This window comes from Rhizobium brockwellii (assembly GCF_000769405.2).
Classification (GTDB): Bacteria; Pseudomonadota; Alphaproteobacteria; order Rhizobiales; family Rhizobiaceae; genus Rhizobium; species Rhizobium brockwellii.
This window is the reverse complement of sequence record NZ_CP053439.1, coordinates 2,970,597-2,994,557: the sequence shown is the minus strand read 5'-3', so window position 1 is coordinate 2,994,557 and position 23,961 is coordinate 2,970,597. Positions and strand designations below refer to the sequence as shown.

Here is a 23,961-nt window from a genome sequence, read left to right as displayed (position 1 = left end):
CGATGAGATCGCAAGTTCGCTCTCGTGCTTGATGAAGATCAACGACGAAATTCTGCGGCGCTGGCACCATCGGCACGCCGCAAACCTGACGGAGGTTGTCATGAACGACATTCATCTCAGACAGAGCATTCTCGACGAAATGGAATTCGAACCCAGCATCGACGCGGCTGGCATCGGCGTCGCGGTCCACAGCGGGATTGTAACCCTGACCGGTCACGTGCGTACCTACGCGGAGAAGGAAGCCGCAGAGCGGGTGGCTAGTCGCGTCAAGGGTGTACGCGGAATAGCTGCCGACATAGAGGTCCAGATTTTCGGACCGAAGGAAACAGACGACGACGACATCGCTCGTAGGGCTGTCAAAATGCTCGACTGGAATGTCTCCGTGCCAAAGGATTCGGTGCAGGTGCGGGTCCTCAAGGGATGGATCACCCTGCGGGGCCAGGTCGAGTGGCAATATCAGAAGAAGGCAGCCTACGACGGCGTGCGCGATCTCGCCGGCGTTGTGGGGGTATCCAACCTCGTGGAGCTCAAGCCGCGTATCACGGCCGTGGACGTCAAGAAACGCATAGAGGATGCGTTCCAGCGCGACGCGGCTCTGGAGGCCGATTCCATAAGAATCGACGTCCAAGGCAGAAACGTCACACTATCTGGCAAGGTGAAGACCTGGTCGGAACGGCAGGCAGCAGAGCGCGCTGCATGGTCCGCTCCGGGGATCAGCACTCTCGACGACCGGCTGACGGTCGAGTGATCGAATGTTGGGAGCGGCTGACGTTAGCCGCTCCGCCCACTCAGCAGCAAGAGCGCCGCTGCGAACGTCCTGGCATACACCACCAATCCCGAGGTCGAAGATCAGAGCGCCTCTTCGGCGCTGTCCGACTGCCGCGTTGATCTCGCCTTCGAAACGAAATCTGCACCTGCCGATGCGCTGCCTCCGTCGCGAGCTTCAGGAGAAGCATGTTGTCCCTGGAGACCCGATCCAGGTTGACTGGATCTGTCCCCAAGACCGATATATCGAGCTCGATGTTCCGTATATCAATGGCGACAGCGCGAATGGGAGTCCTCCTCACTTCTCTGAGTTGGAACCCCGCCGTCACGCAGGATCGCCACCATGCCTCGCGTCGAGCAGCAGCCTGAGGCGGGTCGACATCTCCGACGCCGTGTATGGCTTCTTTAGCCAGCCGGCGCCTGCTTCGATCTCCTTCTCCGCAGCATGGGGCTCCGAAAAGCCCGATGTGAGGAGAATTTTCACCCTCGGCCAGCGCTCCCGGACCTTCCGGGCCAGTTCGTCGCCGTTCATTCCCGGCATAGCCACGTCACTGAACAGGAGCGCTACGTCATGCCCCGCCTCAAGCTCCTTCAACGCGTCGATCCCGTTCGTAGCTTCGATCACGAGGTAGCCAAGCGTCTGCAGACGGCTGACCGTCACTCGGCGAACTCTCGCGTCGTCTTCGACGACCAAGATGGTTTCGGTGCCGTGAGACGGGGCGTCCTTGGCCTGCTGCTCGTCCGGATGGGAGTCCTTTCCGGCGTCGGCGCGTGGAAGAAAGAGGCGCACCGTCGTCCCCTCGCCAGGTTCGCTGTAGAGCTGCAGATGCCCTGCGGATTGCTTTGCGAAACCGTAGACCATGCTGAGTCCAAGCCCCGTTCCCGAGCCCGTCGGTTTCGTGGTGAAGAACGGTTCGAAAGCCCTCTCCATCACCTCGGATGTCATTCCGGTGCCGGTATCGGTGACCGAAATGAGGACGTATCTGCCGGGGCGGATCGCCGGGTACATCCCGACGTAGTCGGCGTCGATCTCGACGCCGGATATCTCGATCGTCAGACGGCCCCCGGCAGGCATCGCGTCCCTGGCGTTGATCGAAAGGTTGAGAAGCGCGCTCTGGAGCTGCGCCTTGTCTGCCATTGCGCTCAGCCGCCGTCCAGGAATGATCGTCCGGAGCTCGACGGAGTCGCCGAGCGTTCGCTGGACGAGGTCTGAAAATTCTCCAAGCAGGGCGCCGACGTCCAGCACCGTCGGTGCGAGAGCTTGTCGCCTTCCGAACGCCAGAAGCTGCGAGGTCAGTCTGGCGCCGTCGTCGGCCGCGGACTGCGCCTCTCGCAGCAGGGACAACTGCCCCGGCTCGGCAAGACGGGCCTCCAGCATTTCGAGATTTCCGCTGACGACGGCGAGCAGATTGTTGAAATCGTGCGCGAGCCCTCCGGTCAACTGTCCGACCGCCTCCATTTTCTGTGACTGCCGCAGCTCGGCTTCAATGCGGTGGCGGCTCGTCAGATCCCTGACGAAGCCCGTGAACGTCCGCTTGCCGCCGGCGACCGCCTCGCCGACCGAGAGCTCCATCGGAAAGGTGGTCCCGTTCTTCCTGAGGCCGACGACCACGCGCCCGTACCCGATGATCCGGCGGCGTCCGGTCTGAATGTATGAATCCAGATATCCGTCGTGCGCCTCCCTGTCCGGAGACGGCATCAGCATCGAGACGTTCTGCCCGATCGCCTCGTGCGCGGAGTAACCGAAGAGCTTTTCCGCCGCGGTGCTGAACGAGGCGATGCAACCCTTGTCGTCTATCACGATCATTGCGTCGGGGACCGTAGCTAGGATGGACTGGAGGTGTGCCTGCCGCTCCCGCAGCTCGTCCTCGACCTGCTGCATGAAGGTCACGTCGTTGTTCGACTGGACGATGAGCGTGTGCGGGTTGCCAAGATCCAGAACCGTCCAACGTGTCACGATCGCCAGCCGCCCCCCGTCCTTTCGCCGGTGCGACACCTGTCCCGTCCAGAAGCCGTTGGCACGAACTTCCGCGCGAAGCTCGTCGATGCCCGCCGGCAACTGCGTTTCCAAGAGATCGTGGACGACCTTTCCGACGGCTTCCGCCGCGGACCATCCGTAGAGCTGCTCGCAGCCGGAGGTCCAGCGCTGGATGACGCCGTCGAAGCCGTGGACGATCAGGTTGGCGCCGTCGAACATGCGTACGATCCGGTCCAGGTCTGTCTCACTGGTAGCGTGTTCCACCACAGCGTGCTCCTGCGTCTACGTCCTCGAACACGTCGTCCGGGTCTTCGTCGGCGGTGCGGGCCAGTGCCAACCGGCTCGCAACCTTGAACTGATGCTTGTCCGCAGGCAATAGTATGCCCTTGGCGACCAGCTTGGTAAGCGTCCTCGACACGGTCTCTATCGTCAGGCCGAGATGGTCGGCGATGTCGGCACGGACCATCGGCAGACTAATCGTTCGGCCGTCCCGTCCCTCGCTCCGTTCCAGCCGATGAAGAAGGAAGGTGCAGACGCGTTGCTCGGCGTTCTTGTGCGACAGCAGGAGCATGTGGTCCTGCGCTGCGGAGATTTCGTCGCGAAGTTGCGACAGGAGCTGAAGCCGGAAATCAGGCACGAGTTGCAGTTCCTCTTCCAGCGTCCGCTTGTTCATCCGGGTGAAGGCAACCTCGTCGATAGCCTCGCCTGCAAACATGTAGCGGTTGCGAAATGATAGTCCGACCAGGTCGCCTGCACCAAGAAAACCGATGATGAGGCGGCGGCCGTCGGGAAGGAACCGGCATATGCGGACGTTCCCGCGGACGATGCGAAACACGTGCCGGGCGGCGTCGCCCTCAAAGAAGATCGTGGTTCCCGACTGGGCAGTCTCGACGGTCTGGCGCATGAACAGCGGGGCGAAGTCGATCATTCCATGCGACAATGGCCGTTCGAGTGAATGGATGTTTGATACCGCTTGCATGTCGTGGCTCCATCTGCCGTTGCGTGGCCTGGATTTGACCGAACGCTGATGACACCGGAATGCGAGAAGCGTAAGACTTGGTGCGATTGTGTAACAATCCGTAACAAGCGAAGAATGCTGGAATGACGAGCGGAACTGTCAGACGGACCCGCATACTTGTCGTGGACGACGATGTCCGGATCCAAAGAATGCTCGCGCAATATCTCGGCGAGGAGGGATTCGACGTCGACGTGGCAGGCAGCAGCTCACAGATGCGCGCCAGAATGGCGGGGGCGAAATTCGACGCCGTTCTGCTTGACGTCGTCATGCCGGGAGACTGCGACGGGCTCCAGCTCGCAAGGGAAATCCGTTCAGGGTCGGACGTTCCCATCATCATGCTGTCCGGCCGCGACGATGTCATGGACCGCGTCGTCGGTCTGGAGGTCGGCGCGGACGACTACATTGGCAAGCCATTCCATCTCCGGGAGGTGCTCGCCCGCGTGAGGACGGTCCTGCGCAGACGCACAGTTTCCAACGAAGCCGCACCCCCGGAAGCAGGCGTGCTCTTTTTCGCTGGATGGCGGCTTGACGCGGAACGGAGAGCGGTGACGAACCCGGCCGGGGACGAAGTGGCGATGTCTACGGGGGAGTTCGACATGCTGCATGTATTCGCCACCCATGCAGGGCGTGTCATGACGCGTGACATGCTGATGGACTTGACGCACAAGCGTGGCCGCGACGGCTTCGACCGCACCATCGACGCACTGATCGTCAGGCTGCGGCGCAAGATAGAGACGGATGCGGCAAATCCAAGCCTGATCAAGTCTGTTCGTGGCGTCGGATATCTCTTCACAGCAAGGCCGGAGACGGCTTCCGGTCGATCCTGAACATCAGGCCATGATCCCACCGACGAAATCGGTCTTCGCTTTCCATCTCTGAGAAATCACCTGGAAACTGCGCCCAGAACCGCATGTAGTCGCATCCCGCCGATCGCCTTCGAAGCGAGGTGAACAGGAGGTCCGTGATGGTCATGTCGTCAATGACGCTCGCCACCGCGAAGATCGGAACGTCCATCAATCGTCCGGCGATCGGATGCGCGCCGATCCGGTAGGCGGCCAGCCCCCGCACATAGCCTGCCGGATCCTTTAACGAGACGAGCGTCCACCGATCGGCGTTCGCCACCACTTGCGCCCAATCGTCGGCAGAAAAGCACGGAGCCGCCACCTGAATCAGGCTGTAGGCGATCAGCGCATCGTCCAAGTGGAGCAGGCGGACGCAATATCCCGATGTCATGACTGCTTTCCTCCTCGATAGAGAGGAAATGTTCGCATGGTCCGGCAGTTGGGGCCTTGTCCCAGGTCAATCGCCAGTTCGGGGAAACTCGAATGACAAAAGCCAGGGTGATTTGACGGTGATCAAAGACTGAGAACGCGATGGACTGTTCTATGTGCGCGTCGCCGCCTGTGAACGACGGCATTCTTGAGAGAAGGAGAATGACAATGGCAGACTCTGCAACGAAACTTTCCGTTAAGACCGAAGCAAGGCCGGCGGCGCCTGCCGACCGCTGGTGGACCCTCGACAGCCTCCGATCCGAGATCGACCGCGTGTTCAACGACTTCGGCAGTCCGTCGATTTTCGACCGGGCCTTCAGCAGGATGCCGGCCGCGTTCTCGCGCGGCATGCTCGCCGTCGATCTCGTTGAATCCGACATAGCCTTCGAGCTGTCCGCCGAGCTTCCGGGCGTCGACGCCAAGGATCTTGACGTCACGCTCGCCGACGGTGTGCTCACCATCAAGGGCGAGAAGAACGAGGCCAAGGAGGAAAAGGAAAACGACTATTACCTTTCCGAACGGCGCTACGGATCGTTCCACCGAAGCCTGGAATTGCCGCGCGGCGTGGACAGCGAGAAGATCGAGGCGAAGTTCTCCAACGGCGTTCTCAAGGTAACGCTGCCTAAGACGCCCGAGCGGCAGAAGAACGACAAGAAGATCACGGTCAAGGCGGCTTGACGGTCAACCCTCCGCTGCGCCGAGGGGGTGGCGTACGGTGGGCGCGGAGAGAGGGAGGGGGCGACCCCTCCCTCTTTTTCAGTTGATGCAGATGTGGTTCTCGACGGTCGCAACGCCTGGAACAGACCAGGCCGTCCAGGTCGACACATGACCGGAGAGGGTCGCAATGCCATCTTCCACCGAGACGCCGATATGGGCGGCGTCGATGCTGGGTTCGAACGCCAGCTCGTCGATTATGTCCTGTTGGATTCCGAAGCCCGTTGGCCCCGCGGGGTATGATGTGCCGTCCAAAATTTCCGGCGTTGCGCTCGGTCAATTGAACCGGCGACGACCTGCATCTTCCCAATCGACCGAACGTCAGGCGAGCACCGAACATGTCTTTGACCTTCGTCAACGTGCGGTCGTCCGGGGTGCCTTAAAGTGCCCGACAACACATAGGAGCTGTCATGGCCAATCCGATCCTTCACTTCCACGGCGCCGCGGGCTCGGTGACCGGATCGTGCTTCCTGCTCGAGACGGCCGGGGGGCGCATTCTCGTTGATTGCGGGATGTTTCAAGGGTCCAAATCGGAAAAGGAACTGAACTACAAGCCGCTCCCATTCAATCCCGAGAAAGTCGACGCAGTGCTGCTCACACATGCGCACATCGACCACTCGGGCCTGCTTCCGAAGCTCGCGAAGGCGGGATATGGCGGGCCAATCTTTGCAACGGCAGCAACGATCGACCTTTGCACGATCATGCTGCAGGATTCGGGTCACATCCAGGAGTCGGAGGTCCGACAGCTCAACCGAAGGAATCGCAGACGGGCGCGAGAGACGGTTGAGCCCATCTATACCGCCGACGACGCCCGCAGCATGCTGCCGCAGTTCATCGCGGTCGAGTACGGCGAGTGGCGGGAGACCGTTGGCGGCGTAAGGTTCCGTTACTGGAATGCTGGTCACCTGATGGGTTCCGCATCGATCGAAGTCGAGACGCCCGGCGCCGACGGGGCGACAAGAATTTTGTTCTCGGGGGACGTCGGCGCGAGCAATAAACTGTTCGAAAATCTCCCTCGGGCGCCTTCCGGGGTCGATTACCTCATCTGCGAAAGCACATACGGAGACCGCGAAAGGGAAGAGTACGCTCTGAAGGATCGACGGGACCGACTGCGCGAAGTGGTGGCGAGCTCGAACAGCCCCGGCGGGGTTCTTCTGATTCCCTCCTTCGCCGTCGAGAGATCGCAGGAGGTGCTGACCGATCTCGTCGCCCTCATGGACGAAGGACAGGTGCCGCGGTGCCCGATCATGATAGACTCGCCGCTCGCGTCGCGAGCGACCGAGGCATTCAAGAAGCATGCGGCCGACCTCGATCACGGCAAGGCGTTCCTTCGCGCGCTCAACGCGCCGAACGTCCGCTTCACCGAGACGGCCGAGCAGTCGAAGGCGCTCGATCTCGTCCGTGGCTTTCACATCATTATCGCGGCAAGTGGAATGTGCGAGGCGGGGCGGATCCGCCACCGCCTGAAGAACTGGCTCTGGCGGCCGGAGTGCACCGTGCTGTTCGTCGGGTTCCAGGCGGCGGGGACGCTCGGCCGTATCTTGCAGGAGGGCGCGACCGATATCCGCATCCAGGGCGAGGAGATTCACGTCTGCGCCAGGATGGCCACGCTCGACGCCTACAGCGGACACGCGGATGCAAGCGAACTGGATGCGTGGGTTGCCGAGCGGGAGCCGATCCGGAACGCAGTCTTCCTTGTCCATGGAGAGGAGAGCGCTCGTGAAGCGATGTCCGCGCGTCTCTCGAAGCAAGTTTCCGCAAAGGTCGTCTGCCCGTCGCTGGACGACGCCTACGAGCTTTCACCGGCGGGTGCACGCCTCATCGAAGACACGACGCCCGCACGTATCAAGCCGGTCGTGCCCGGCAAGGCGGACTGGAACAACGACTATCAGCGGTTCGTTCTGGACCTGTCCGGTCGTCTGAAATCCGTCGCCGACGAGAGGGGCCGCGCGGTCGTGCTGCGCAGGCTTCGACGCGCACTGGACCCGGAAGATGTTTCGGCGGTCGAAGGGAGGAGAGATTTCGATGCTAATCATGGATCGTGACTGCAAGCGCGGCGGAGAACGCTTCGCGATACCGACCCAGGGGGAGGTGCAAGGCAAGCTTATCGTCCTCGAGGTCGTCGCTATAACCTGCCTGCGGGAGGTTCTCGCTTCGAAGAATGCCTTTGCGGTCGCCGCGTTGAAGAAGAAGGTCTTGCGGGCCATGAAGGAGCAGTGCGCGCCGTTCGGTCTTTCGCCGGAAGACGAGACGGCCGCCCTGGAGTACGCATGCGAGTTCTTCGAAGAGGCAAGCAAGGAGGCAGCCGGGCAGGCTGCAACGAAGGTGGCTGCGAAGTCGGCTGGGACTGCACGCTCCAGGACTTCGGGCCATGGATAGGGTTGCCGTCACTTTCAACGCCGGTTCCTCCAGCCTCAAGGTCGGCGTCTTCAGGCTGAAGGACGGTCGGGCACTCCGGCTGGGAGGCGGTATTGCCACGCTCGGAGACCAGTCAAGATTCGCCTTCCGATTTTCTGACGGGGACGAGACTGTCGATCTTCCGTCCGGGACAGCGATCGACGCGCGGCTGGTTTCGCAGGTCGTTGATTGCATCGTCCGCAGAGGATTCGACCCCGTGGTGGCCGGCCATCGCATCGTCCATGGGGGGACAGGTCTTCGATGGCCCCGTTCTGCTGGAACCCAAGGTCGTGCTCAGAATGGAAGACCTGACGCATCTTGCGCCGGTGCACCTCCCTCCTGCGCTTGCCATCATCCGCGAAGTCCGGAGCGCATATCCGGACATACCGCAGACAGCGTCCTTCGATACCGCATTCCATTCGTCGCAGAGCAGTCTTGCCGCACGGCTCGCCATTCCAAGAGAGCTGCACGACGCCGGGATTCGCAGATACGGCTTCCACGGTCTTTCCTATAAGTACGTCTCCGGCGAACTCAGGAAACACGATCCCGACCTGGCCGCCGGCCGTGTCGTCTGCGCCCACCTTGGAAGCGGCGCGAGCCTTTGCGGAATGGTCGACGGCGTGAGCATAGACACAAGCATGGGCTTCTCCCCGCTGGACGGGATTCCGATGTCGACCCGGCCGGGGTCGCTCGATCCCGGCGCTGTCGTCCACCTTTTGCGCAACAATTGTCACGACGCAGATCGTCTCGAGGATTTCCTCTACCACCGTTGCGGGCTGCTCGGCGTCTCCGGGAAAAGCGGCGACGTCCGGGTCCTGCTGGAGGACTTTCATCCGGCGTCCAGGGAAGCCCTCGACCTCTTCTGCTTCAGGATCGCCGGCGAGATAGGAAGGCTTGCCGTCTCTCTAGGCGGGGTGGACGCCGTCGTCTTCACCGCCGGCGTCGGCGAGCATCAACCGGAAATACGCAGTGGCGTCGCCCACCATCTGGGCTGGCTGGGTCTCTCGTTGAGCGAGCCCGCGAACAAGATGAATGCGACCGTGATCAGCACGAGGGAAAGCGAAATCGTCGCCCTTGTCATTCCGACCGACGAGGAACAGGTCATCGCCGAAGAAGCGATCGAAGTCATCAGCCGGCACAGGCTTTAAGGATCGAACAGGTCTGAACATAGCAGCCTTCAGCTCACCGCTCGCGAGCACGAACTCATCGACCGCTAACTTCTGCGCGAGCCGCTTCGGCCGGAACAAATCAAGCCCCCTTCTCGGACCTTTGGGAACGACGCCGGACCTCAACTTCATCTACGCCCATCTCAACCGTGTCACCACCCGCACCAGCGGGACCGCGGCGAGAACAATGATCGAGGGGATCATGCTGCAGCCCTCAACGAGAGGCAGCTAAGCGTGAAGCCCGGTCCCATCGCCGTCAGGACAGTTCTCCTGGGTAGTCCGTGCGCAAGAAGCTTCTCGAGTACGAACAGCGCGGTTGGCGACGACATGTTCCCATAATCCGAGAGAACCTCACGTTCCTTGTCGAGGGTTCCCTGGCTCAGCTTAAGTGCCGATTCCAAGGCGGTGATGACCTTGGATCCACCGGGGTGGCACGCAAACCGGTCAACGTCGGCAGGAGTGAGATCTGATCGGGCGAGTATCGATGTTACGCCCTTCAGCACGTGAGTTTCGGCGAACGGTGGTATTGCACGGTCGAAGATTACGCCTAGACCTTCCGGATCGACGCTCCACCCCATGATGTCCAGCGTTTCGGGCCACGTATGCTGGCCTGCAAATTCGATCTCGGCCAGACCGGCCTCGCTGGCTCGGACTACGCAGGCGGCGGCCCCGTCGCCGAAGAGGGCGGTCGCCACGATGTTCGCCTTCGTAAGCTTGTCCATGCGAAATGCCAATGTGCAGGTCTCGACCGCGACTACCAGCACGACGGAGCCTGGCCGGGATGCCGCCAGCCGTGACGCGATTGAAAGCCCGGAGACTCCGCCGGCACAGCCGAGGCCGAAGACGGGCACCCGTTCGACGTCGTCCCGGAAACCCAGATCTCTGCTTACTCTCGCTTCCAGACTAGGTGTCGCAATACCAGTCGAGGAGACCGTTACGATCGTGTCGACGTCGACTGCTGTAAGGCCCGCCGACGCCAGAGCCTTGCAGGCGGCGGACATGAACATCGCACCCGCTCCCTCGATATGAGCGAGGTTTCGTTCGGGCCATCCCGACGTCTCGAGATACCACTCGATCGGCCGGACGCCATAGCGGCGTCGAATCCCCGAGGTTTCAAACACCCTTGCCAGCTTTTCGAAATCGCCAAATCGCGATGAGAACGCGGTGTGCGACGCTCGCGCCGCGTCACCCTGATCGATGACATGTGGCGGAACTGCTGTACCGACGGATACCAGCTTGACGGAATGCTGCATAAGACTCCTTGCGACGGCGCGGAAAGACTTTGGTGTGCAGCGCGAGGACGAAACCGAACCATAACGTGTTGATCCTGCAAAAGGTTGCAATGCCGGCGAGCCTGATGCCGCACTTCGTCGGAAGGCTCCGGAGACGACGACGCGCGAAGACGGCCTCCCGCGGCTTCGTGTCGGGCTTGATCCACGTCAATGCGCTCAACGTGTGTTGGCTCCGTAATTGTCCGACCAACAAGGAGACAGCGCGATGCTTGCTAGAGACATCATGACGACCCCCGTGACGACGCTCGACGAGGGACACAACGTCAGGGAAGCCGTCGAGATCGTCAACGCCAGCAAGATCGGCGCGGTGCCCGTCGTCGATGGCGAAAGGCGGCTCACGGGCATCGTCACCGAGGGAGACCTGCTGCGCCGGGTGGCGTCGTCTTGGGCGAGACGGGCGGTACCGCATACGCGCGACCGCGAAGATGCACTGGCGGACTATGTGAAGGCGCGAAGCTGGCGCGTCAAGGACGTGATGTCGACGCCTGTCATCAGCGCCGCCCCGACCGCCACCGCGAGCCAGCTCGCGGAACTCCTGCAGGCCCACGACATCAAACACCTGCCTGTCGTCGAGAACGGCAGGCTCGCCGGAATGATCAGCCGTCGCGACTTGATGCGAGCGCTTCTCGATGTTCCACGACAGTGCACCGCTTCCGGCGACGAGGCCCTATGGACCGCCGTTCGTAGCCGCCTGGAAGCCGAGCTCGAAATAACGCCCCCCATGGTCAATGCGACCGTCTCCAACGGGGTGGTCACCCTGAGGGGAGAGGTCGAGACGGAGCTGGAGCGCTCAGCGGCCAGGGTGGCGGCGGAAAGCGTCCGCGGCGTCGGCGGCGTGGTGAACAAGATCACCCTGGCTTCCGCATGATGAGCCCCCTCAAACGATGAAATCGTCCCTGGAGTTTCCGTCATGTTTGTCAGGGTCATCGCAGACGCCGTCATGTCGAGGCTTCTCCTCGTCATCCTGATCCTCATGGTCGGGACGGTCGTGGACGTCCTGCTGGTGAAACCATCCGACGACTCTCGAAGCGGGCGCGTCGAGCGTTCTCTCTCTGACCCGTGAGTGCGCGATGAACATTTGGCCCTCCAGGATTGAATTGCCCGGCCGCGTCTCGCAAAAGACCGGAAGCGCGGCGGATTCGATGCCCTCCCAACTGTTCGGTTTCATCTGGCTGATGGGAAGGCGTCATCAGGCGTTGATCGCCGGGCTGTCCCTGGTTCTGTTTATCATAGGCGCGGCGCCTCTCGAACTCCAGCGCCGGATCGTCAATGAGGCGACCCAGCAAGCGTCATACGGGTCGCTTCTTTTCCTCGTATCCCTCTATCTCGCGGTGGCAGTGTTGGAGGGCGCGATAAAATTCGCCCTCAATCTCTACAGAAGCTGGGTGGGCGAGAAGGGCACGCTCTGGCTGCGGGCGCGTGTTCTGCATCGGGCCGAGACGCCGCCATCAGAATCCATGCTCGAAGGCGTCGAGCTGTCGATCGTCCTTGCGGAAGCAGAACCGGTGGGCGGTTTCGTTGGGACCAGCATCTCCGAGCCGCTGCTGCAGATCGGCATCCTTGTCACCGTCGGCAGTTATCTGATCTATCTCCAGCCGCTGATGATGCTGGCCGTCGCAGCGACCTTCGCCCCGCAGATTGCGTTCGTCCCAATGTTGCAGGCCGCGATCAACCGCCGGGTCGAGGCGAAGGTCGCCATCATGCGCGACGTCAGCGAAGGCATGGTGCATGCGATCGAAGGTGGCCAGGATGAGGATCCTCAGACTTCGCGCATCGGAGCGATCTTCGCCGCCAACATGGAGATCTACCGCTACAAGTACGCCATGAACTTTCTCATGAATCTCATGGCGCAACTGGGCTATGTCGGCATTTTCGTCCTGGGGGGATATTATGTTGTCACCGGCAAGACCGAGATAGGCACCGTGGTCGCCTTCGTCTCGGGACTGGCGAAGATCGTCGACCCTTGGGGGGCGATCGTGGACTGGTATCGTGACCTCAGGGTGACCCAGGTGAAGTTCCGGCTAATCAGGGACGCCGCGAAGTTCGATGGCGCTGGCAACCACGAAATATGAGTGCATTTTGAGACTCCGCGCTCCCGCGCCGAGCGATCGCGCCTATTTTCAACGGCGCCTTGTTCGAGTGCGGGGCCGACGGCGCGACGCTTGGGGCCGTGAATGGTCCTCCCTTGACAGCGTCGTAAAGTAGAAGATCTTCACGATCTCGAGAGCTGTCACGTAGATCGAGGTGATACCCAAAAGCACTGCGAGAATTTCGAGGGGGATCGGAACGAACCCAAAAAGCCCGCCGACCGGGGTGTAGGGGATGGTCACTCCCGCCGCACCGACGGCGATCGCCGTGCCGAATAGCAGCGGACTGGGTCGGCTTCTCCAGATCGGACCGGGCGTCCTGATGACGAGCATGGTCGCCAACTGCGTCATTAGCGATTCAACGAACCATGCGGAGCGGAACTCGTCCTGTCCGGCGGAAAACACTGCCAGGAGGACGACGAACGTCGCCAGATCGAAGAGAGAACTTAGCGGGCCGAACCAGAGCATGAACCTCTTGATGCGGGAGATGTCCCAACGCTGCGGACGTCGAAGGTCTGCCTGATCGACCTTGTCCGTGGCGATTGCCATCGCCGGCAGATCCGACAGCAGATTGTTTAACAGTATCTGCTTGGCAAGGAGCGGCAGGAATGGCAGCACGAGCGACGCCGCTGCCATACTGATCATGTTGCCGAAGTTGGCGCTGGTCGCGATCGATATGTACTTCATCGTGTTGGTGAAGGTCCTGCGTCCGTCGTCCACGCCTTTCGAAAGGACCGCGAGATCCTGCCGTATCAAGACGACGTCGGCAGCCTCGCGGGCGACGTCGGCCGCGCCGTCCACCGAAATCCCGACGTCCGCCTCGTGAAGGGCGGGCGCATCGTTTATCCCGTCTCCAAGATATCCGACCACGTGTCCGGCCTTGCGGAGGGCCGCCACGATCCGTTCCTTCTGATTTGGGTCGATTTCGACGAACAGGTCGGTTTTCCCCGCACGGCTGAACAGTGCCTCGTTGCTCATGCGGCCGACCTCTTTCCCCGTGAGCATGCGGGAACCGTCGATTCCGATCGACGACGCGAGATGCTGGACGACATATCGGTTGTCTCCCGATATCACCTTGATCCGCACCCCTCGTTCGACGAGGCTTGCTACTACGGCTGAAATGTCGGCCTTCGGCGGATCTGAGAAGAGCAGGAAACCTTGCAGGCAAAGTCCGGATTCGTCTTCCCGCGAGATTTCGGGAGTTGCTTCGGATATGCGCCGGGTGGCGACTGCGAGCGCGCGCATGCCTGCTTCTCCCCATTGCCGGCAGACGTCGTCCAACTGATTGCGGACATAGTTGTCCAATGGCAGCTCGCGACCCTCGGTCATGACGGTGGCGCAGACGTCGATCACGTTGGTGGCCGCTCCTTTGCAGATCAACAGCGGTGGCCCGTCCTTTCCGCCGACGATTACGGATAGACGCTTGCGCGAGAAATCGTAGGGGATCTCGGCAAGCTTGCGGGCGTCGGACGAAATCTCCCCGGCCGCGATCGTGGCCGTCACGGCGTCGTCGAGAGGGTTCTTCATTCCCGATTGAAACGCTGAATTCAGAAGTGCCAGCCGCCTCACTTCAGGCGAGACGACGCCCTGCGGGTCGACGCAACTGTCGAGGCGGATGACGCCCTCGGTGAGCGTGCCCGTCTTGTCCGTGCAAAGCACGTCCATGCTGCCAAGGTTCTCCATTGCATCAAGGCGGCGGACGATCACGCCAGACTTCGACATCGTCCGCGCGCCGCGCGCGAGCGTCACGCTGATGATCGCAGGCAGCAGTTCCGGCGTCAGGCCGACGGCGAGCGCGAGCGAGAAAAGCAGAGAGTCCACGATAGGTCTGTGAAGCAGAAGATTCGCCACCAATACGACGACGACGATGCACAGCATGATCCGCGTCATCAGAAATCCGAAATGCCGAACACCTCGCGCGAATTCCGTTTCCGGAATCTGACGCGCGACGGCGCTGGCGATCCGTGCGAATTCCGTGCGGGGGCCGGTCGCGATCGCAAGGGCAGTCGCTGTGCCGCTCCGAACCGAGGTTCCCGTGAACACGCAGTTGGAACGATCTGCAAGACCGGCGTCTTTTGTTGAAACGCCGGGCGCCTTCGCTACAGGAAAAGTCTCTCCGGTGAGCGTCGCTTCGCTGACGTTGAGATCCTGCGCGACGATGACGACTGCGTCGACGGGCACGAGGCTCCCGGCCGAGAGCAGGATCAGGTCACCCGGTACGATGCCGATTGCGGCCACGACCTTGTCGGCGCCGTCGCGGCGGACCTTTGAAGTGAGAGAAATTCGCTGTCGCAGCGCCTCGACCGCTCGTTGCGCGCCATGTTCCTGCAGAAAGCCCAGAAAGCAGCTAGCGAGAATGATGATGCCGATGATGGTGGCGTCGTGGACTTCGCCGACGCCACCCGCGACGAGCGCTGCGAACACCAGCACGAGCACGAGCGGACTTTTGAACTGGCGCGCCAAGTCTGCCAGCATGCCTCCACGGCTTTCGTCGGAAAGAGAGTTCGGTCCGAACCGTCGCATGCGTTCTTCGGCTTCGGCGGTCGTCAGCCCGTCCTGCAGGGACGTGGCGAATGCAGCGCCGAGCTCCGAGGGCGACCTCGTCCAGTAGGCAGGGATCGCGACCTCTAAAGCGGACGAAGGGAGAGGAGAAGGAGGAACGGGGATATTCATGGCGAACTCCGTATGTGATTTCGCCGATTATCGTCTTCGCCAGGAGGACGTCATTGATGGTTGTCAAGCTTCGTATTTCGCGTCGAAGGTGCCTGGCTTGATCGATATCAACGTCCACGCCGTTCGAACCCGGTAAGGTCCCGCCGCTCGATAGCAGCCGAAGCCAGTCATAAGCTACGACGGGGGCAGTTCGTCAATGTGACATGAGGACGGGCAAAAGAGGCTCGTGCAACACGCCATCGGTTGCTCCGCCAAGGACAAAATCGCGTAACCTCGAGTGTCCAAATCCTCCCATGACCAGAATATCGGCGCCCAGTTCCAGTGCTGTTTGCTGAATGCTCAAACCGATGGATGACGAAGTAAACCGAGCGGCCGTTGAGCTTGCATTGACGCCGCTCGAAACCAGGATCTCAGCAAGGTGCGCTCCGCTTGGCTCCGGCAGCGGCTTTTCGCCCGTCACAGATAGGACCGAGACCCGCTTGGCCTTGTGAATGAAAGGGTTTGCATCGTTGACGGCCCGAGCGGCGGCTCGGCTTCCGTCCCAGGCGATGACCAGATGGTCGATTGGGCCCGCAAGGGTCTTTTTGGGAAAGATGATGGCCGGCCGGCCGGATCCGAATATGACCGCTTCGGCGACAATACGGGTATCGGGAACGTCTGCGATACATTCGAGAATAGCCAGATCGAAAAAACGTGCTTCCGTGGCTGCCGTGTCGTGCAATAAGGGCAAGGCGGTTTTCACCGTTCGACAAGATAATTCAACCTCGGCGCTCGCTGCGAGGTTCGTTGCCGCTGAAACCAGCGTTGCGGCACGATCGCGGCTCAAAATCTCGGCATGCTCGATCATCTTCGGAGTATCGAGCAGCAAAGACGACCATGCGTTGGGGATGTGCGGAATCGCGACTGTTAGCGCGCACGCGTGAAGATGCGCGCTGTAATACCCAGCAAACGTTACGGCGTTCGAAATGATCAATCCGGAACTTGAATCGGGATATGTTGCCAGCGGGAGAAAATATTGTGCCGTCATGTCCTGCTCCATCTCTCGCGGACCGCCACGATTGCAATCATCTATCTCCATTCGTCTCAACTCGGCATTGATGTAACGCAATTGCCGGCGCTCCGGCTTCTCTGGCCTCGGCACGGCGCCGCGTGCCAGAATTCCGCCTCTCCTTCGAAGAGCGCCAGGATAACCGGACGTTCACACCGGTGCCTTTCCAACTGGAAGTCTGCGGAAGTTGATCGTGGTCAAATCCTTGATGGCCGAGATCCGGTATTGAATTCAGGAGGACGTGCTTGCGACAATGGGAGCGCGAAGTGAATTCAACGACCGCCGAAGCCGCCGGGATACGGCCGAGACTAGCACGCACGCTAACCCTGTCGCACGCCGTCCTGTACGGTCTCGGCGTCACCATAGGCGCGGGTATTTACGTGCTCGTCGGCGTCGCCGCCGGGCGGGCGGGCATGCATGCACCGCTTGCGTTCCTGGGTGCCGCCGCAGTCATGGGCTTGAGCGCGGCCTCGTTTGCGGAACTCGGCACGCGAATGCCCGTCAGCGCAAGTGAAGCCGCCTATGTCGACAGGGCATTTAGACTGCGATGGTTCACGATCTTGACCGGGTTGCTGGTCATCGTGACGGCGATCATCTCGGCAGCGACGATCAGCGCTGGTAGTGCTGGATATGTAGGCGTCCTCCTTCCGCTTCCTGGATCCTCGATCATCGCCGGCGTCGTGCTGACAATGGCTGCTATTTCATGCCTGGCGACAGCCAGCTCGATCACTTTCGCAGGTGTTATGACGCTCATCGAGGTCGGTGGTCTGCTCCTCATCGTCGGAGCGGGGTTCTCCGAAGGTGTTGGCCTGATCGAACGCCTGCCGGAGGCATGGCCCGGCGGCAATCCCACGGCCTGGGTCGGCGTGTTCGGTACCGCCATGATTGCGGTGTTCTCCTTCATCGGCTTCGAACACCTGGTCAACATTGCCGAAGAGATGAAGACGCCGTCGAAGACTCTGCCTCGCGCGCTCTTCGTGACGTTAGGGCTGACTGCCGTCATCTATGCCGGCGTCACATGGGTCGCTGTGGTCACTGTTCCTCCGGACGAACTGGCAAGGTCGCCCGCGCCGCTCGCACTCGTCTTTGAACGCCTGACGGGCATGCCGCTCGTGACCATGAGTGCGATCGCGATCATCGCGACGTTAAACGGGATCATCGTGCACATGATTATGATCTCTCGGGTGATCTACGGCCTGGTCCAACAGGGAAACCTCCCCCAGGTGCTCGGACGCCTGAACCCTCACACGGGAACGCCGATCGTCGCCACTTTGATCGGGGCTACGGCGATCCTTGTGTTTGCTATCTTCGTACCGCTCGAAGGTCTCGCCAAGCTGACATCGCAGTGCACTTTGGGGCTGTTCACTTTGGTAAACCTGGCGCTGATCCGCATAAAGATGACCGAGACCATAGCGCTGCCTCCGGGTGTATTCATTTGCCCGTTCTGGGTGCCCGTCGCAGGTGTGATCGCGAGTGCCGCGTTGCTCGTGATCGACGTTGCGCTCATCGGTTGATCTCGCACTCACTACGTCAAAATCGACTTTGTCCTGGAGACGCGCATGAGCAGACTGCATTCGGAACATCACTTGGTCTCCCGCATCGGCTGGCTACGGGCTGCCGTCCTCGGCGCAAACGATGGAATCGTCTCGACGGCGAGCTTGATCATGGGCGTCGCTACCGCGTCCGCCGGACCCTCGCAGATCCTGGTAGCAGGCGTCGCTGGTCTGGTCGCGGGCGCAATGTCCATGGCGGCCGGCGAATACGTGTCGGTGAGCTCCCAAGCGGACACCGAGGAAGCCGATCTCGCGCGAGAACGGATCGAGTTGGAGACGCAACCCGAAGCTGAGTACGAGGAGCTAAAGCAGATCTACGTCAAACGCGGTCTTACCGACGAGCTGGCCAGGCAAGTCGCGATCCAACTGACCGCTAATGATGCTCTCGACGCGCATTCGCGCGACGAACTCGGTATCGTCGAACACATGGCGGCCCGGCCGGTTGAGGCGGCCTTGACGTCGGCCGTCACGTTTGGGGTGGGGGCCGCATTACCCCTGCTCATGGTGGTACTTTCGCCCGCCTCGGTGCTGATCTATACCGTTGCAACCGCGTCTTTGGCCTTCCTCGCGCTGCTGGGCGCTATCGGTGCGAAAGCGGGCGGCGCCAACGTCTGGAGGGCCACCACGCGCGTCACTTTCTGGGGCGCTTTCGCTATGGCATTGACGGCGGGGATCGGTGCGCTGGTTGGCACCGCAGTCTGACGAGTAACTTTCCGCCCCTTCCTGCACGCCCAGCTTGAGGACGGCGTGAGTTTTTTTAGGATGTTGCGGTTCTGGTCGCAACGAAAGAGGAGCCGACGCAAGTTCGACCCCTCAGGGCTCGGGGCCGGAACTCGTAATCGTCAGATCTCGGCCACCGCCTGGGTGAGCATCGAGCGGACCCTGCCTGCCAGATTGGTCAGCATTTCGTTGTCGATCGCCTGCATGGATGCGACCGGATCGATGGCGCTCACCATGACATTGCCGCCATCGACCCCGCGCAGGATGACATTGCACGGCAGCATGGCCCCCACCTTCGGTTCCAGTTTCATCGCCTCGAACGCCATGCGCGGATTGCAGGCTCCGAGGATGAGGTAGTCCTCGATGTCGGCGTCGATTTTCTTTTTCATGGTTGCCTTGACATCGATCTCCGTCAGAACACCGAAACCGTGCTTGATGAGAGCGGATTTGGTCCTGCCGACCGCATCGTCGAAACCGGTCGCCCAGAGGGTTCTATCGAGCGTGTAGGTCATGAGAAGTCTCCTTTGGGCTCCCATGCAACGGCCGGCAAATGCTCGGTGTCCAATCACATGTCTTGCATGAACGCCTGCATTTCTTCAGGTGTGACCTTGCCGTCATTGTTCGCGTCGATCGCGTCGAAGACGCGTTTGTGGATTGCGGTCAACTCTTCGAAAGAAATTGCGCCGTCCCCATCAGTATCGGCGATGACGAACATGATCTTCATCATATGACCGCGCATTGGCCCCATCATGCGCATTCCTTCATTCATGTCCGATGACATCATGTTGCGGCCCATCATGCCGGGCATCATTTCCGATCCTTCGGCCGCGGGCTTCTCCTCCGACTGGGCCGGGTCTGGACTTTTCGTCTGGGCGGAGGCGATGCCCATGGCACCGACGGCACCGAGCAAGGCCAGCATAGTGATCGTTGGCAGTCTAAACATGGACATCCCGACTCTCCTCTTTGAGTATTGTCCTCCACGAGTTGGAGCGCCCTTTGAGGCTACGATGCACACCGGTTTCAAACATTGCGCTGGATCAAACCACTTGTATGGTTCGAGTCGTCGAGGACGGACCGATCGCCTTCGCGCCGCGCCATGACTGCTACGCCAGCCACCTGTGTCACCGAGGAACGATCGCGGCTGAAGCGACACGGAGGATCGAGCCGGCTAAGGCAAGAACAAGGTGATTTCAAAGTGCGATCGTGCCTGGCTTGATCGATATCAACGTCCACGCCGTTCGAACCCGGTATCCTGAAGCCATCAGCCAGCGCCTGATCGTGGTCCGGCCCTCTTGATGATGCCCCGCTCGCAGTCCGAAACCTTCAGGAGATCGAGGATAACTCCCCAGAAACAGATAGAACGAACCTGGTCGGAACCCGTTTTCGTCCAGGTGGTCATGAGCGTCCCTCAGGCTGTCGGCGGAGCGAGCGAGGCGCTCGATTTTCTCGCCAACCGATGGAAAGGCTCGCGAAGAAAACACGCACTCGCGAGAGAGATCTGCGCCGCGGCCGTAAGTGGGCATGTCTCGCAGGAGACCGCGCGCCAAGCTTTCATTCAGGCCGCTGACGAAGCCAGGATGTCCACCTGCGCGCCCCGTGGTCGTTCGTAGACGCCAGGACGAGATCAGCTCGGTCAAGCGAGCAACAAGTCCTTAACCCAGGTGCCTTCCATGGTTTCAGGTCCTACTCGGCCGCGACGCCGATCCAGGTCAATCGGCTCGCTTCCTGCCGGTTATCATCGCTCGGACAAGGTTTTCCTTGTGCTCGATGCTTGCCAGGAGGACGCCTGCGATGTGAAGACCGACGAGGCCAAGCGTCACATCGACCAGCAGTTCATGCGCCCTTTCCACCCATTCCACTCCCCAGTAGGTGTCCGTCGTCATCATGTACCCGGTAGCGGCAATGCCCGAGATCGCGACGAGCAGCGCGAACACCATCACGCCTCCGGCCGGATTGTGGCCGATGTAGCGCTTGGCGCGCATGGCCAGGCTGTCACGCACGAAGCCGAGGGTCGTGACCGGATCGTACATGAAATTGGAAAAGCGCGCGTGGTGACTGCCGACGAAGCCCCAGATGATTCGCACGAGCAGGAGGCCGACGATGGCGTAGCCCGACAGAATATGCGCCTGCTTCCACTCGTCACCGGTCAGATAGGAAAAGGCGAACAGACCCACCAGACCCCAGTGGAACATCCGCACCACCGGGTCCCAGACCCTGATCTTTGGCGGCGAGCAAGCGCCCGCCGCATCCATGTCCATCCTGCCCATGGTCATTCGCTTTCGTTGCCGACCACTGCGCCGGTCTCCGGGTTGAACAGGGTTTCGACCTTTTTGCCCTTCGCATCGACGGCGTAGACCTCGTAGCAACTGCCCTCCATTTTGACCCGGCGCACGTCGAGGCCCTCGGCTTTGGCCTTTTCCTTGATGCCGTCCTCGCTCAGCCACCTGTCCTTGGGAGCCTGCGTGCAATTCTGACCTTCTTCGGCGCGGGCAACGCCGATCGACGCGGTGGCGAGCAGGAGGGTTGCGAACATGATCTTCTTCATTGGTTTTCTCCATCATCCCAGGAGCGGTTTTGCTCATCTGGTCGGCTTCGAACCTATGGGGCGCGACCTGACGGCGACCTGATCGCGATTGTCAGGTTATTGTCACCTTCGATAGGATATTCTCCGACGATGTACCCGCCCCGCACGCTCGCTTTCGTCTGCTTTGTCCTTCTGTGGCCGTCGCTTCCGGTATGGAGCGCACATGCCGACGATTTGCCTGCTCGTTCCCGCGAAGCGGATGACCTGCCGTCGCACGACGACCTGCCTAAGCGGGTCCACGAAGGGAAGATTCTGCCTCTGGCCGTACTGAAGGCGAAAGTCCTCGCCAAGCTGCCCGGCGAATTGATCGATGTCAGTGTCGATCGGCATGACGATCGCATAATCTATGAGTTCCGGATTCTGAGGGGCAGCGGTCAGGTCACCGAGGTGGAAGTGGACGCCGCGTCAGGCAGGATCGTCGAAATCGAGAACGAATGATGCGCCTGTTGCTCGCCGAAGACGACCCGCTCATAGCCCGTGACGTGACCGCCCAGCTCACCAAGGCCGGTTTCAACGTCGTCCACGAATCCGATGGGGAAGCCACCCTGTTCGCCGGCGAGCATGACGACTTCGCCGCCGTCGTCCTTGATCTGGGTCTGCCGAAGATCGACGGCCTCACGATCCTCAAGAAGTGGCGGTCGAACGGTCGTGACATGCCGGTCATCATCTTGACGGCGCGCGGCAACTGGGAGGAGCGCGTCGAGGGCATCAATGCTGGCGCCGACGACTACCTTGGCAAGCCATTCCGCATGGCCGAGCTTCTCGCCAGGCTGCACGCAGTCCTGCGCAGGTATTCCGGGCACGCCAGTGCGGTCCTATCGTCAGGTCCCGTTTCTATCGACCCCCGTCGACGCGCGGTCATGGTGGACGGGATGCCTGTCGATGTCACGCCTATGGAGTACAAATGCCTGTCGGTGCTGATGCAGAACCGCGGTCGCGCGATCTCTCAGCTCGAGCTTACCGAGCAGCTTTACACCCAGGACTTTGAGCGGGAGAGCAATTCGGTGGAAGTCCTGATCGGACGGCTGAGAAAGAAGCTTGGAAGGGACGCGATCATCACGCGCCGAGGCTTCGGATACCAGATAGCCTCGGGCGAGGAGACATGAGGTCGCTTCACAGCCGCTTCATCATCACGTCGTTGATAGCAGTGTCGATCTGCCTTGCCGCAGCATCCGTCGCTCTCGTCCAGATCTTTGCGGACAGCTACAGCAAGCGCGTGCAGAGCGAGCTGACCGGACACATAAACCGTCTGGCGGCTGTGATCCGCTTCTTGCCCGGAGGCAGGCTGCAGGTGCCCGAGAACCCTCCGGACAATCGTTTCCTGATACCCTATGGGGGGCTCTACTGGCAGATCGACGATCCTGTGGGGAAGGCGGAGGTCCGATCTTCCTCGCTCTTCGACTATGTCCTGCCTCTGCCGGAGGAGTCACATCCTGTCGGTATCATGCACCAATATCGTCTCTCCGGGCCGGAGGGGAAAGATGTCCTTGTTCAGGAACGCGTGCTGTCGTTGGCCGCACCTGAGGGCAGGAGGCCCATACGCATCGCAGTGGCGGTGAATGCCGACGAGGTCGACAGTGCTCGCCTTGGATTTGCTCTCGACATTCTGCCCTATGTCGCCGTTCTTGCGGCGCTCCTCGTGTTGATGTCGATCGGGCAGCTTTGGATCGGATTGAGACCTCTCGACCGCATCGGTCGTGATCTTGAAGCTGTCCGCGACCGGAGGGCCAGCCGGCTGGCGGGGGCCTACCCGCGCGAGGTCCAACCCATCGTCAACCAACTGAACAAGCTGCTGCAAAGCCAGGCCGCGGCGATGGAGAAGGCCAGGAGTAGGGCCAGTGATCTCGCCCACGGGCTGAAGACGCCTTTGACCGTTCTCACAAACAACGCGTACTCACTCCGGGAGAAGGGCGAGGTCGAGATCGCCGATGAACTCGACCATCTTGCCGAGACCATGCTTTCGCACGTCGAGCACGAGCTCGCCCGAGCCCGTATCACCCCGAGCCCCGATCAGCGAAGTGGTGATGCCGACGTCGAGAAGATCATCAGCGAGACCGTTCGAATGCTCCGACACACTGAGGCAGGCGAACGCCTCGCATGGGAAATAGACGTGGCCGAGGACTTGAGCGTTCCCGTCGATCCGCACGACTTCCGCGAGCTTGCGGGAAACCTGCTCGAGAACGCCTGCAAGTGGGCCAAGAACAGGATCCATGTCAGCGCGGTTCGACATAGTGGGCATTCCCGTCTCATGATCGAGGACGACGGCCCAGGCGTGTCGCCAGAGAGATTGCCCGATCTTCCGCGCCGGGGTGTCCGTCTCGACCGTCTGAAACCAGGCTTTGGTCTGGGTCTTGCCATCGTGTCGGAGATTGCAGCAGTGTACGATTTGACGCTCACGTTGGAGAACCGCGTCGAAGGTGGCTTCCGTGCGGAAGTCGTCTTCCCTGACGTCATCGCCTCCCGAATTCCGGATAATTGAAGAGAAGATCGATGCGTTTCAGGTCGCAGCGGCACCCCCGGAGCGAAGGCGTTGAAGGGGAAGGGCAGATCAGCAGCTAGGGGATATACAAGGATTCCCAGCGACCAGGTCCTGGTTTCATCTACCAAGGCGACATCCTGAAGAGGCGACGATCGTCTCCTTCGTCGGACAGAGCGCAGAGACTACCAGCTTCAGTTTAGCTCGATTTTGATGTGC

At 61.0% G+C, this 23,961-nt stretch carries 24 protein-coding genes and 3 pseudogenes; 16 read left to right on the top strand and 11 right to left on the bottom strand.

All coding sequences use genetic code 11. The features are described 5' to 3' along the window. Positions 1 to 100: 100 nt before the first annotated feature. A complete protein-coding gene (locus RLCC275e_RS14985; RefSeq protein ID WP_130707810.1) occupies positions 101 to 748 on the top strand; it encodes a BON domain-containing protein in 648 nt (215 codons plus the stop codon). 342 nt (positions 749 to 1,090) lie between these two features. Here the strand turns inward: RLCC275e_RS14985 and RLCC275e_RS14980 are convergent, their stop codons facing one another. Together RLCC275e_RS14980 and RLCC275e_RS14975 are read right to left on the bottom strand one after the other, a co-directional pair. Next, positions 1,091 to 3,010, bottom strand: coding sequence for a hybrid sensor histidine kinase/response regulator (locus RLCC275e_RS14980; protein WP_033180264.1), 1,920 nt, complete (start codon positions 3,008 to 3,010; stop codon positions 1,091 to 1,093). Further along, positions 2,988 to 3,722 (bottom strand): helix-turn-helix domain-containing protein, encoded by a 735-nt coding sequence (locus RLCC275e_RS14975; RefSeq protein WP_033180265.1) that lies wholly within the window; start codon positions 3,720 to 3,722, stop codon positions 2,988 to 2,990. Before RLCC275e_RS14975 ends, RLCC275e_RS14980 begins: the two co-directional genes overlap by 23 nt. Before the next feature lie 122 nt (positions 3,723 to 3,844). Between RLCC275e_RS14975 and RLCC275e_RS14970 the strand changes: the two genes are divergently transcribed. Next, positions 3,845 to 4,588, top strand: coding sequence for a response regulator (locus RLCC275e_RS14970; protein WP_033180266.1), 744 nt, complete (start codon positions 3,845 to 3,847; stop codon positions 4,586 to 4,588). Here the strand turns inward: RLCC275e_RS14970 and RLCC275e_RS14965 are convergent. Beyond that, complete coding sequence (locus tag RLCC275e_RS14965) at positions 4,551 to 4,961, bottom strand: hypothetical protein (protein WP_231286916.1); 411 nt, start codon at positions 4,959 to 4,961, stop codon at positions 4,551 to 4,553. The genes RLCC275e_RS14970 and RLCC275e_RS14965 overlap by 38 nt on opposite strands. Positions 4,962 to 5,200: 239 nt before the next feature. On the opposite strand from RLCC275e_RS14965, the gene RLCC275e_RS14960 reads away from it, so the two are divergent. Continuing rightward, positions 5,201 to 5,710 (top strand): Hsp20/alpha crystallin family protein, encoded by a 510-nt coding sequence (locus tag RLCC275e_RS14960; RefSeq protein ID WP_033180267.1) that lies wholly within the window; start codon positions 5,201 to 5,203, stop codon positions 5,708 to 5,710. A gap of 135 nt (positions 5,711 to 5,845) precedes the next feature. On the opposite strand, the pseudogene RLCC275e_RS14955 reads toward RLCC275e_RS14960, so the two are convergent. After that, a pseudogene (locus RLCC275e_RS14955) lies at positions 5,846 to 6,001 on the bottom strand (BON domain-containing protein); the annotation flags it as partial. A gap of 155 nt (positions 6,002 to 6,156) precedes the next feature. Between RLCC275e_RS14955 and RLCC275e_RS14950 the strand changes: the two are divergent. The 4 genes and pseudogenes from RLCC275e_RS14950 to RLCC275e_RS34850 form a co-directional block, all read left to right on the top strand. Continuing rightward, positions 6,157 to 7,791, top strand: a complete 1,635-nt coding sequence (locus RLCC275e_RS14950; protein WP_033180269.1) for an MBL fold metallo-hydrolase — start codon at positions 6,157 to 6,159, stop codon at positions 7,789 to 7,791. After that, positions 7,772 to 8,125 (top strand): hypothetical protein, encoded by a 354-nt coding sequence (locus RLCC275e_RS14945; RefSeq protein ID WP_033180270.1) that lies wholly within the window; start codon positions 7,772 to 7,774, stop codon positions 8,123 to 8,125. The genes RLCC275e_RS14950 and RLCC275e_RS14945 overlap by 20 nt, the downstream gene beginning before the upstream one ends. Continuing rightward, a pseudogene (locus tag RLCC275e_RS14940) lies at positions 8,118 to 9,291 on the top strand (acetate/propionate family kinase). Before RLCC275e_RS14945 ends, RLCC275e_RS14940 begins: the two are co-directional and overlap by 8 nt. 69 nt (positions 9,292 to 9,360) lie before the next feature. Continuing rightward, positions 9,361 to 9,463 (top strand): annotated as a pseudogene (locus RLCC275e_RS34850) (phosphoketolase family protein); the annotation flags it as partial. A gap of 46 nt (positions 9,464 to 9,509) precedes the next feature. On the opposite strand, the gene RLCC275e_RS14935 reads toward RLCC275e_RS34850, so the two are convergent. Continuing rightward, positions 9,510 to 10,562 (bottom strand): type III polyketide synthase, encoded by a 1,053-nt coding sequence (locus tag RLCC275e_RS14935; protein WP_033180271.1) that lies wholly within the window; start codon positions 10,560 to 10,562, stop codon positions 9,510 to 9,512. 244 nt (positions 10,563 to 10,806) lie between these two features. Between RLCC275e_RS14935 and RLCC275e_RS14930 the strand changes: the two genes are divergently transcribed. The 3 genes from RLCC275e_RS14930 (at position 10,807) to RLCC275e_RS14920 (ending at position 12,673) form a co-directional block, all read left to right on the top strand. After that, positions 10,807 to 11,469 carry a CBS domain-containing protein gene (locus RLCC275e_RS14930; RefSeq protein WP_033180272.1) on the top strand — a complete coding sequence of 221 codons (663 nt, stop codon included), beginning with the start codon at positions 10,807 to 10,809 and terminating at the stop codon, positions 11,467 to 11,469. A gap of 42 nt (positions 11,470 to 11,511) precedes the next feature. After that, entirely contained in the window at positions 11,512 to 11,664 is a 153-nt protein-coding gene (locus tag RLCC275e_RS14925; RefSeq protein ID WP_165419074.1) for a hypothetical protein, read from the top strand. A 79-nt stretch (positions 11,665 to 11,743) separates the two neighbouring features. Next, on the top strand, positions 11,744 to 12,673 hold the full coding sequence (locus tag RLCC275e_RS14920) for an ABC transporter ATP-binding protein (protein ID WP_033180672.1): 930 nt from the start codon (positions 11,744 to 11,746) through the stop codon (positions 12,671 to 12,673). A 48-nt stretch (positions 12,674 to 12,721) separates the two neighbouring features. On the opposite strand, the gene mgtA is transcribed toward RLCC275e_RS14920, so the two are convergent. Continuing rightward, a complete protein-coding gene (gene mgtA / locus RLCC275e_RS14915; RefSeq protein WP_171891362.1) occupies positions 12,722 to 15,361 on the bottom strand; it encodes a magnesium-translocating P-type ATPase in 2,640 nt (879 codons plus the stop codon). Between the two features lie 193 nt (positions 15,362 to 15,554). Further along, positions 15,555 to 16,439: a universal stress protein gene (locus RLCC275e_RS14910; protein WP_033180273.1), complete on the bottom strand. Its 885-nt coding sequence runs from the start codon at positions 16,437 to 16,439 to the stop codon at positions 15,555 to 15,557. Positions 16,440 to 16,675: 236 nt separating this feature from the next. On the opposite strand from RLCC275e_RS14910, the gene RLCC275e_RS14905 reads away from it, so the two are divergent. Both RLCC275e_RS14905 and RLCC275e_RS14900 read left to right on the top strand, forming a co-directional pair. Then, positions 16,676 to 17,923 (top strand): APC family permease, encoded by a 1,248-nt coding sequence (locus RLCC275e_RS14905; protein WP_050516800.1) that lies wholly within the window; start codon positions 16,676 to 16,678, stop codon positions 17,921 to 17,923. Positions 17,924 to 17,968: 45 nt separating this feature from the next. After that, entirely contained in the window at positions 17,969 to 18,664 is a 696-nt protein-coding gene (locus RLCC275e_RS14900; RefSeq protein ID WP_033180274.1) for a VIT1/CCC1 transporter family protein, read from the top strand. A gap of 140 nt (positions 18,665 to 18,804) precedes the next feature. Here the strand turns inward: RLCC275e_RS14900 and RLCC275e_RS14895 are convergent, their stop codons facing one another. Both RLCC275e_RS14895 and RLCC275e_RS14890 read right to left on the bottom strand, forming a co-directional pair. Then, on the bottom strand, positions 18,805 to 19,194 hold the full coding sequence (locus RLCC275e_RS14895) for a DUF302 domain-containing protein (RefSeq protein WP_050516795.1): 390 nt from the start codon (positions 19,192 to 19,194) through the stop codon (positions 18,805 to 18,807). Between the two features lie 53 nt (positions 19,195 to 19,247). Beyond that, positions 19,248 to 19,706 (bottom strand): EF-hand domain-containing protein, encoded by a 459-nt coding sequence (locus tag RLCC275e_RS14890; RefSeq protein ID WP_033180276.1) that lies wholly within the window; start codon positions 19,704 to 19,706, stop codon positions 19,248 to 19,250. 271 nt (positions 19,707 to 19,977) lie between these two features. Here RLCC275e_RS14890 and RLCC275e_RS14885 point away from each other — a divergent pair, with 271 nt between their 5' ends. Continuing rightward, positions 19,978 to 20,292, top strand: a complete 315-nt coding sequence (locus tag RLCC275e_RS14885; protein ID WP_348633657.1) for a DUF982 domain-containing protein — start codon at positions 19,978 to 19,980, stop codon at positions 20,290 to 20,292. Positions 20,293 to 20,391: 99 nt separating this feature from the next. Here RLCC275e_RS14885 and RLCC275e_RS14880 read toward each other — a convergent pair whose 3' ends face one another. Further along, a complete protein-coding gene (locus tag RLCC275e_RS14880; protein ID WP_033180277.1) occupies positions 20,392 to 20,955 on the bottom strand; it encodes a cytochrome b/b6 domain-containing protein in 564 nt (187 codons plus the stop codon). Next, on the bottom strand, positions 20,952 to 21,227 hold the full coding sequence (locus RLCC275e_RS14875; protein ID WP_033180278.1) for a PepSY domain-containing protein: 276 nt from the start codon (positions 21,225 to 21,227) through the stop codon (positions 20,952 to 20,954). Before RLCC275e_RS14875 ends, RLCC275e_RS14880 begins: the two co-directional genes overlap by 4 nt. A 129-nt stretch (positions 21,228 to 21,356) precedes the next feature. Between RLCC275e_RS14875 and RLCC275e_RS14870 the strand changes: the two genes are divergently transcribed. The 3 genes from RLCC275e_RS14870 to RLCC275e_RS14860 are packed head-to-tail and all read left to right on the top strand — an operon-like array spanning position 21,357 to position 23,745. Further along, positions 21,357 to 21,704, top strand: a complete 348-nt coding sequence (locus RLCC275e_RS14870) for a PepSY domain-containing protein (protein WP_033180279.1) — start codon at positions 21,357 to 21,359, stop codon at positions 21,702 to 21,704. Next, positions 21,701 to 22,372: a response regulator transcription factor gene (locus RLCC275e_RS14865; protein ID WP_033180280.1), complete on the top strand. Its 672-nt coding sequence runs from the start codon at positions 21,701 to 21,703 to the stop codon at positions 22,370 to 22,372. Before RLCC275e_RS14870 ends, RLCC275e_RS14865 begins: the two co-directional genes overlap by 4 nt. After that, positions 22,369 to 23,745 carry a sensor histidine kinase gene (locus RLCC275e_RS14860; RefSeq protein ID WP_033180281.1) on the top strand — a complete coding sequence of 459 codons (1,377 nt, stop codon included), beginning with the start codon at positions 22,369 to 22,371 and terminating at the stop codon, positions 23,743 to 23,745. The genes RLCC275e_RS14865 and RLCC275e_RS14860 overlap by 4 nt, the downstream gene beginning before the upstream one ends. The last annotated feature ends 216 nt before the right edge of the window (positions 23,746 to 23,961 follow it).

Bases quoted from the DNA above. Each gene is read 5' to 3' on its own strand.
- RLCC275e_RS14895 (WP_050516795.1), bottom strand. From the start codon at position 19,194: ATGACCTACACGCTCGATAGAACCCTCTGGGCGACCGGTTTCGACGAT.
- RLCC275e_RS14935 (WP_033180271.1), bottom strand. From the start codon at position 10,562: ATGCAGCATTCCGTCAAGCTGGTATCCGTCGGTACAGCAGTTCCGCCA.
- RLCC275e_RS14920 (WP_033180672.1), top strand. From the start codon at position 11,744: ATGCCCTCCCAACTGTTCGGTTTCATCTGGCTGATGGGAAGGCGTCAT.
- RLCC275e_RS14945 (WP_033180270.1), top strand. From the start codon at position 7,772: ATGCTAATCATGGATCGTGACTGCAAGCGCGGCGGAGAACGCTTCGCG.
- RLCC275e_RS14925 (WP_165419074.1), top strand. From the start codon at position 11,512: ATGTTTGTCAGGGTCATCGCAGACGCCGTCATGTCGAGGCTTCTCCTC.
- mgtA (WP_171891362.1), bottom strand. From the start codon at position 15,361: ATGAATATCCCCGTTCCTCCTTCTCCTCTCCCTTCGTCCGCTTTAGAG.
- RLCC275e_RS14960 (WP_033180267.1), top strand. From the start codon at position 5,201: ATGGCAGACTCTGCAACGAAACTTTCCGTTAAGACCGAAGCAAGGCCG.
- RLCC275e_RS14970 (WP_033180266.1), top strand. From the start codon at position 3,845: ATGACGAGCGGAACTGTCAGACGGACCCGCATACTTGTCGTGGACGAC.
- RLCC275e_RS14870 (WP_033180279.1), top strand. From the start codon at position 21,357: ATGTACCCGCCCCGCACGCTCGCTTTCGTCTGCTTTGTCCTTCTGTGG.
- RLCC275e_RS14880 (WP_033180277.1), bottom strand. From the start codon at position 20,955: ATGACCATGGGCAGGATGGACATGGATGCGGCGGGCGCTTGCTCGCCG.
- RLCC275e_RS14950 (WP_033180269.1), top strand. From the start codon at position 6,157: ATGGCCAATCCGATCCTTCACTTCCACGGCGCCGCGGGCTCGGTGACC.
- RLCC275e_RS14885 (WP_348633657.1), top strand. From the start codon at position 19,978: ATGATGCCCCGCTCGCAGTCCGAAACCTTCAGGAGATCGAGGATAACT.
- RLCC275e_RS14865 (WP_033180280.1), top strand. From the start codon at position 21,701: ATGATGCGCCTGTTGCTCGCCGAAGACGACCCGCTCATAGCCCGTGAC.
- RLCC275e_RS14910 (WP_033180273.1), bottom strand. From the start codon at position 16,439: ATGGAGATAGATGATTGCAATCGTGGCGGTCCGCGAGAGATGGAGCAG.
- RLCC275e_RS14900 (WP_033180274.1), top strand. From the start codon at position 17,969: ATGAGCAGACTGCATTCGGAACATCACTTGGTCTCCCGCATCGGCTGG.
- RLCC275e_RS14975 (WP_033180265.1), bottom strand. From the start codon at position 3,722: ATGCAAGCGGTATCAAACATCCATTCACTCGAACGGCCATTGTCGCAT.
- RLCC275e_RS14985 (WP_130707810.1), top strand. From the start codon at position 101: ATGAACGACATTCATCTCAGACAGAGCATTCTCGACGAAATGGAATTC.
- RLCC275e_RS14930 (WP_033180272.1), top strand. From the start codon at position 10,807: ATGCTTGCTAGAGACATCATGACGACCCCCGTGACGACGCTCGACGAG.
- RLCC275e_RS14860 (WP_033180281.1), top strand. From the start codon at position 22,369: ATGAGGTCGCTTCACAGCCGCTTCATCATCACGTCGTTGATAGCAGTG.
- RLCC275e_RS14875 (WP_033180278.1), bottom strand. From the start codon at position 21,227: ATGAAGAAGATCATGTTCGCAACCCTCCTGCTCGCCACCGCGTCGATC.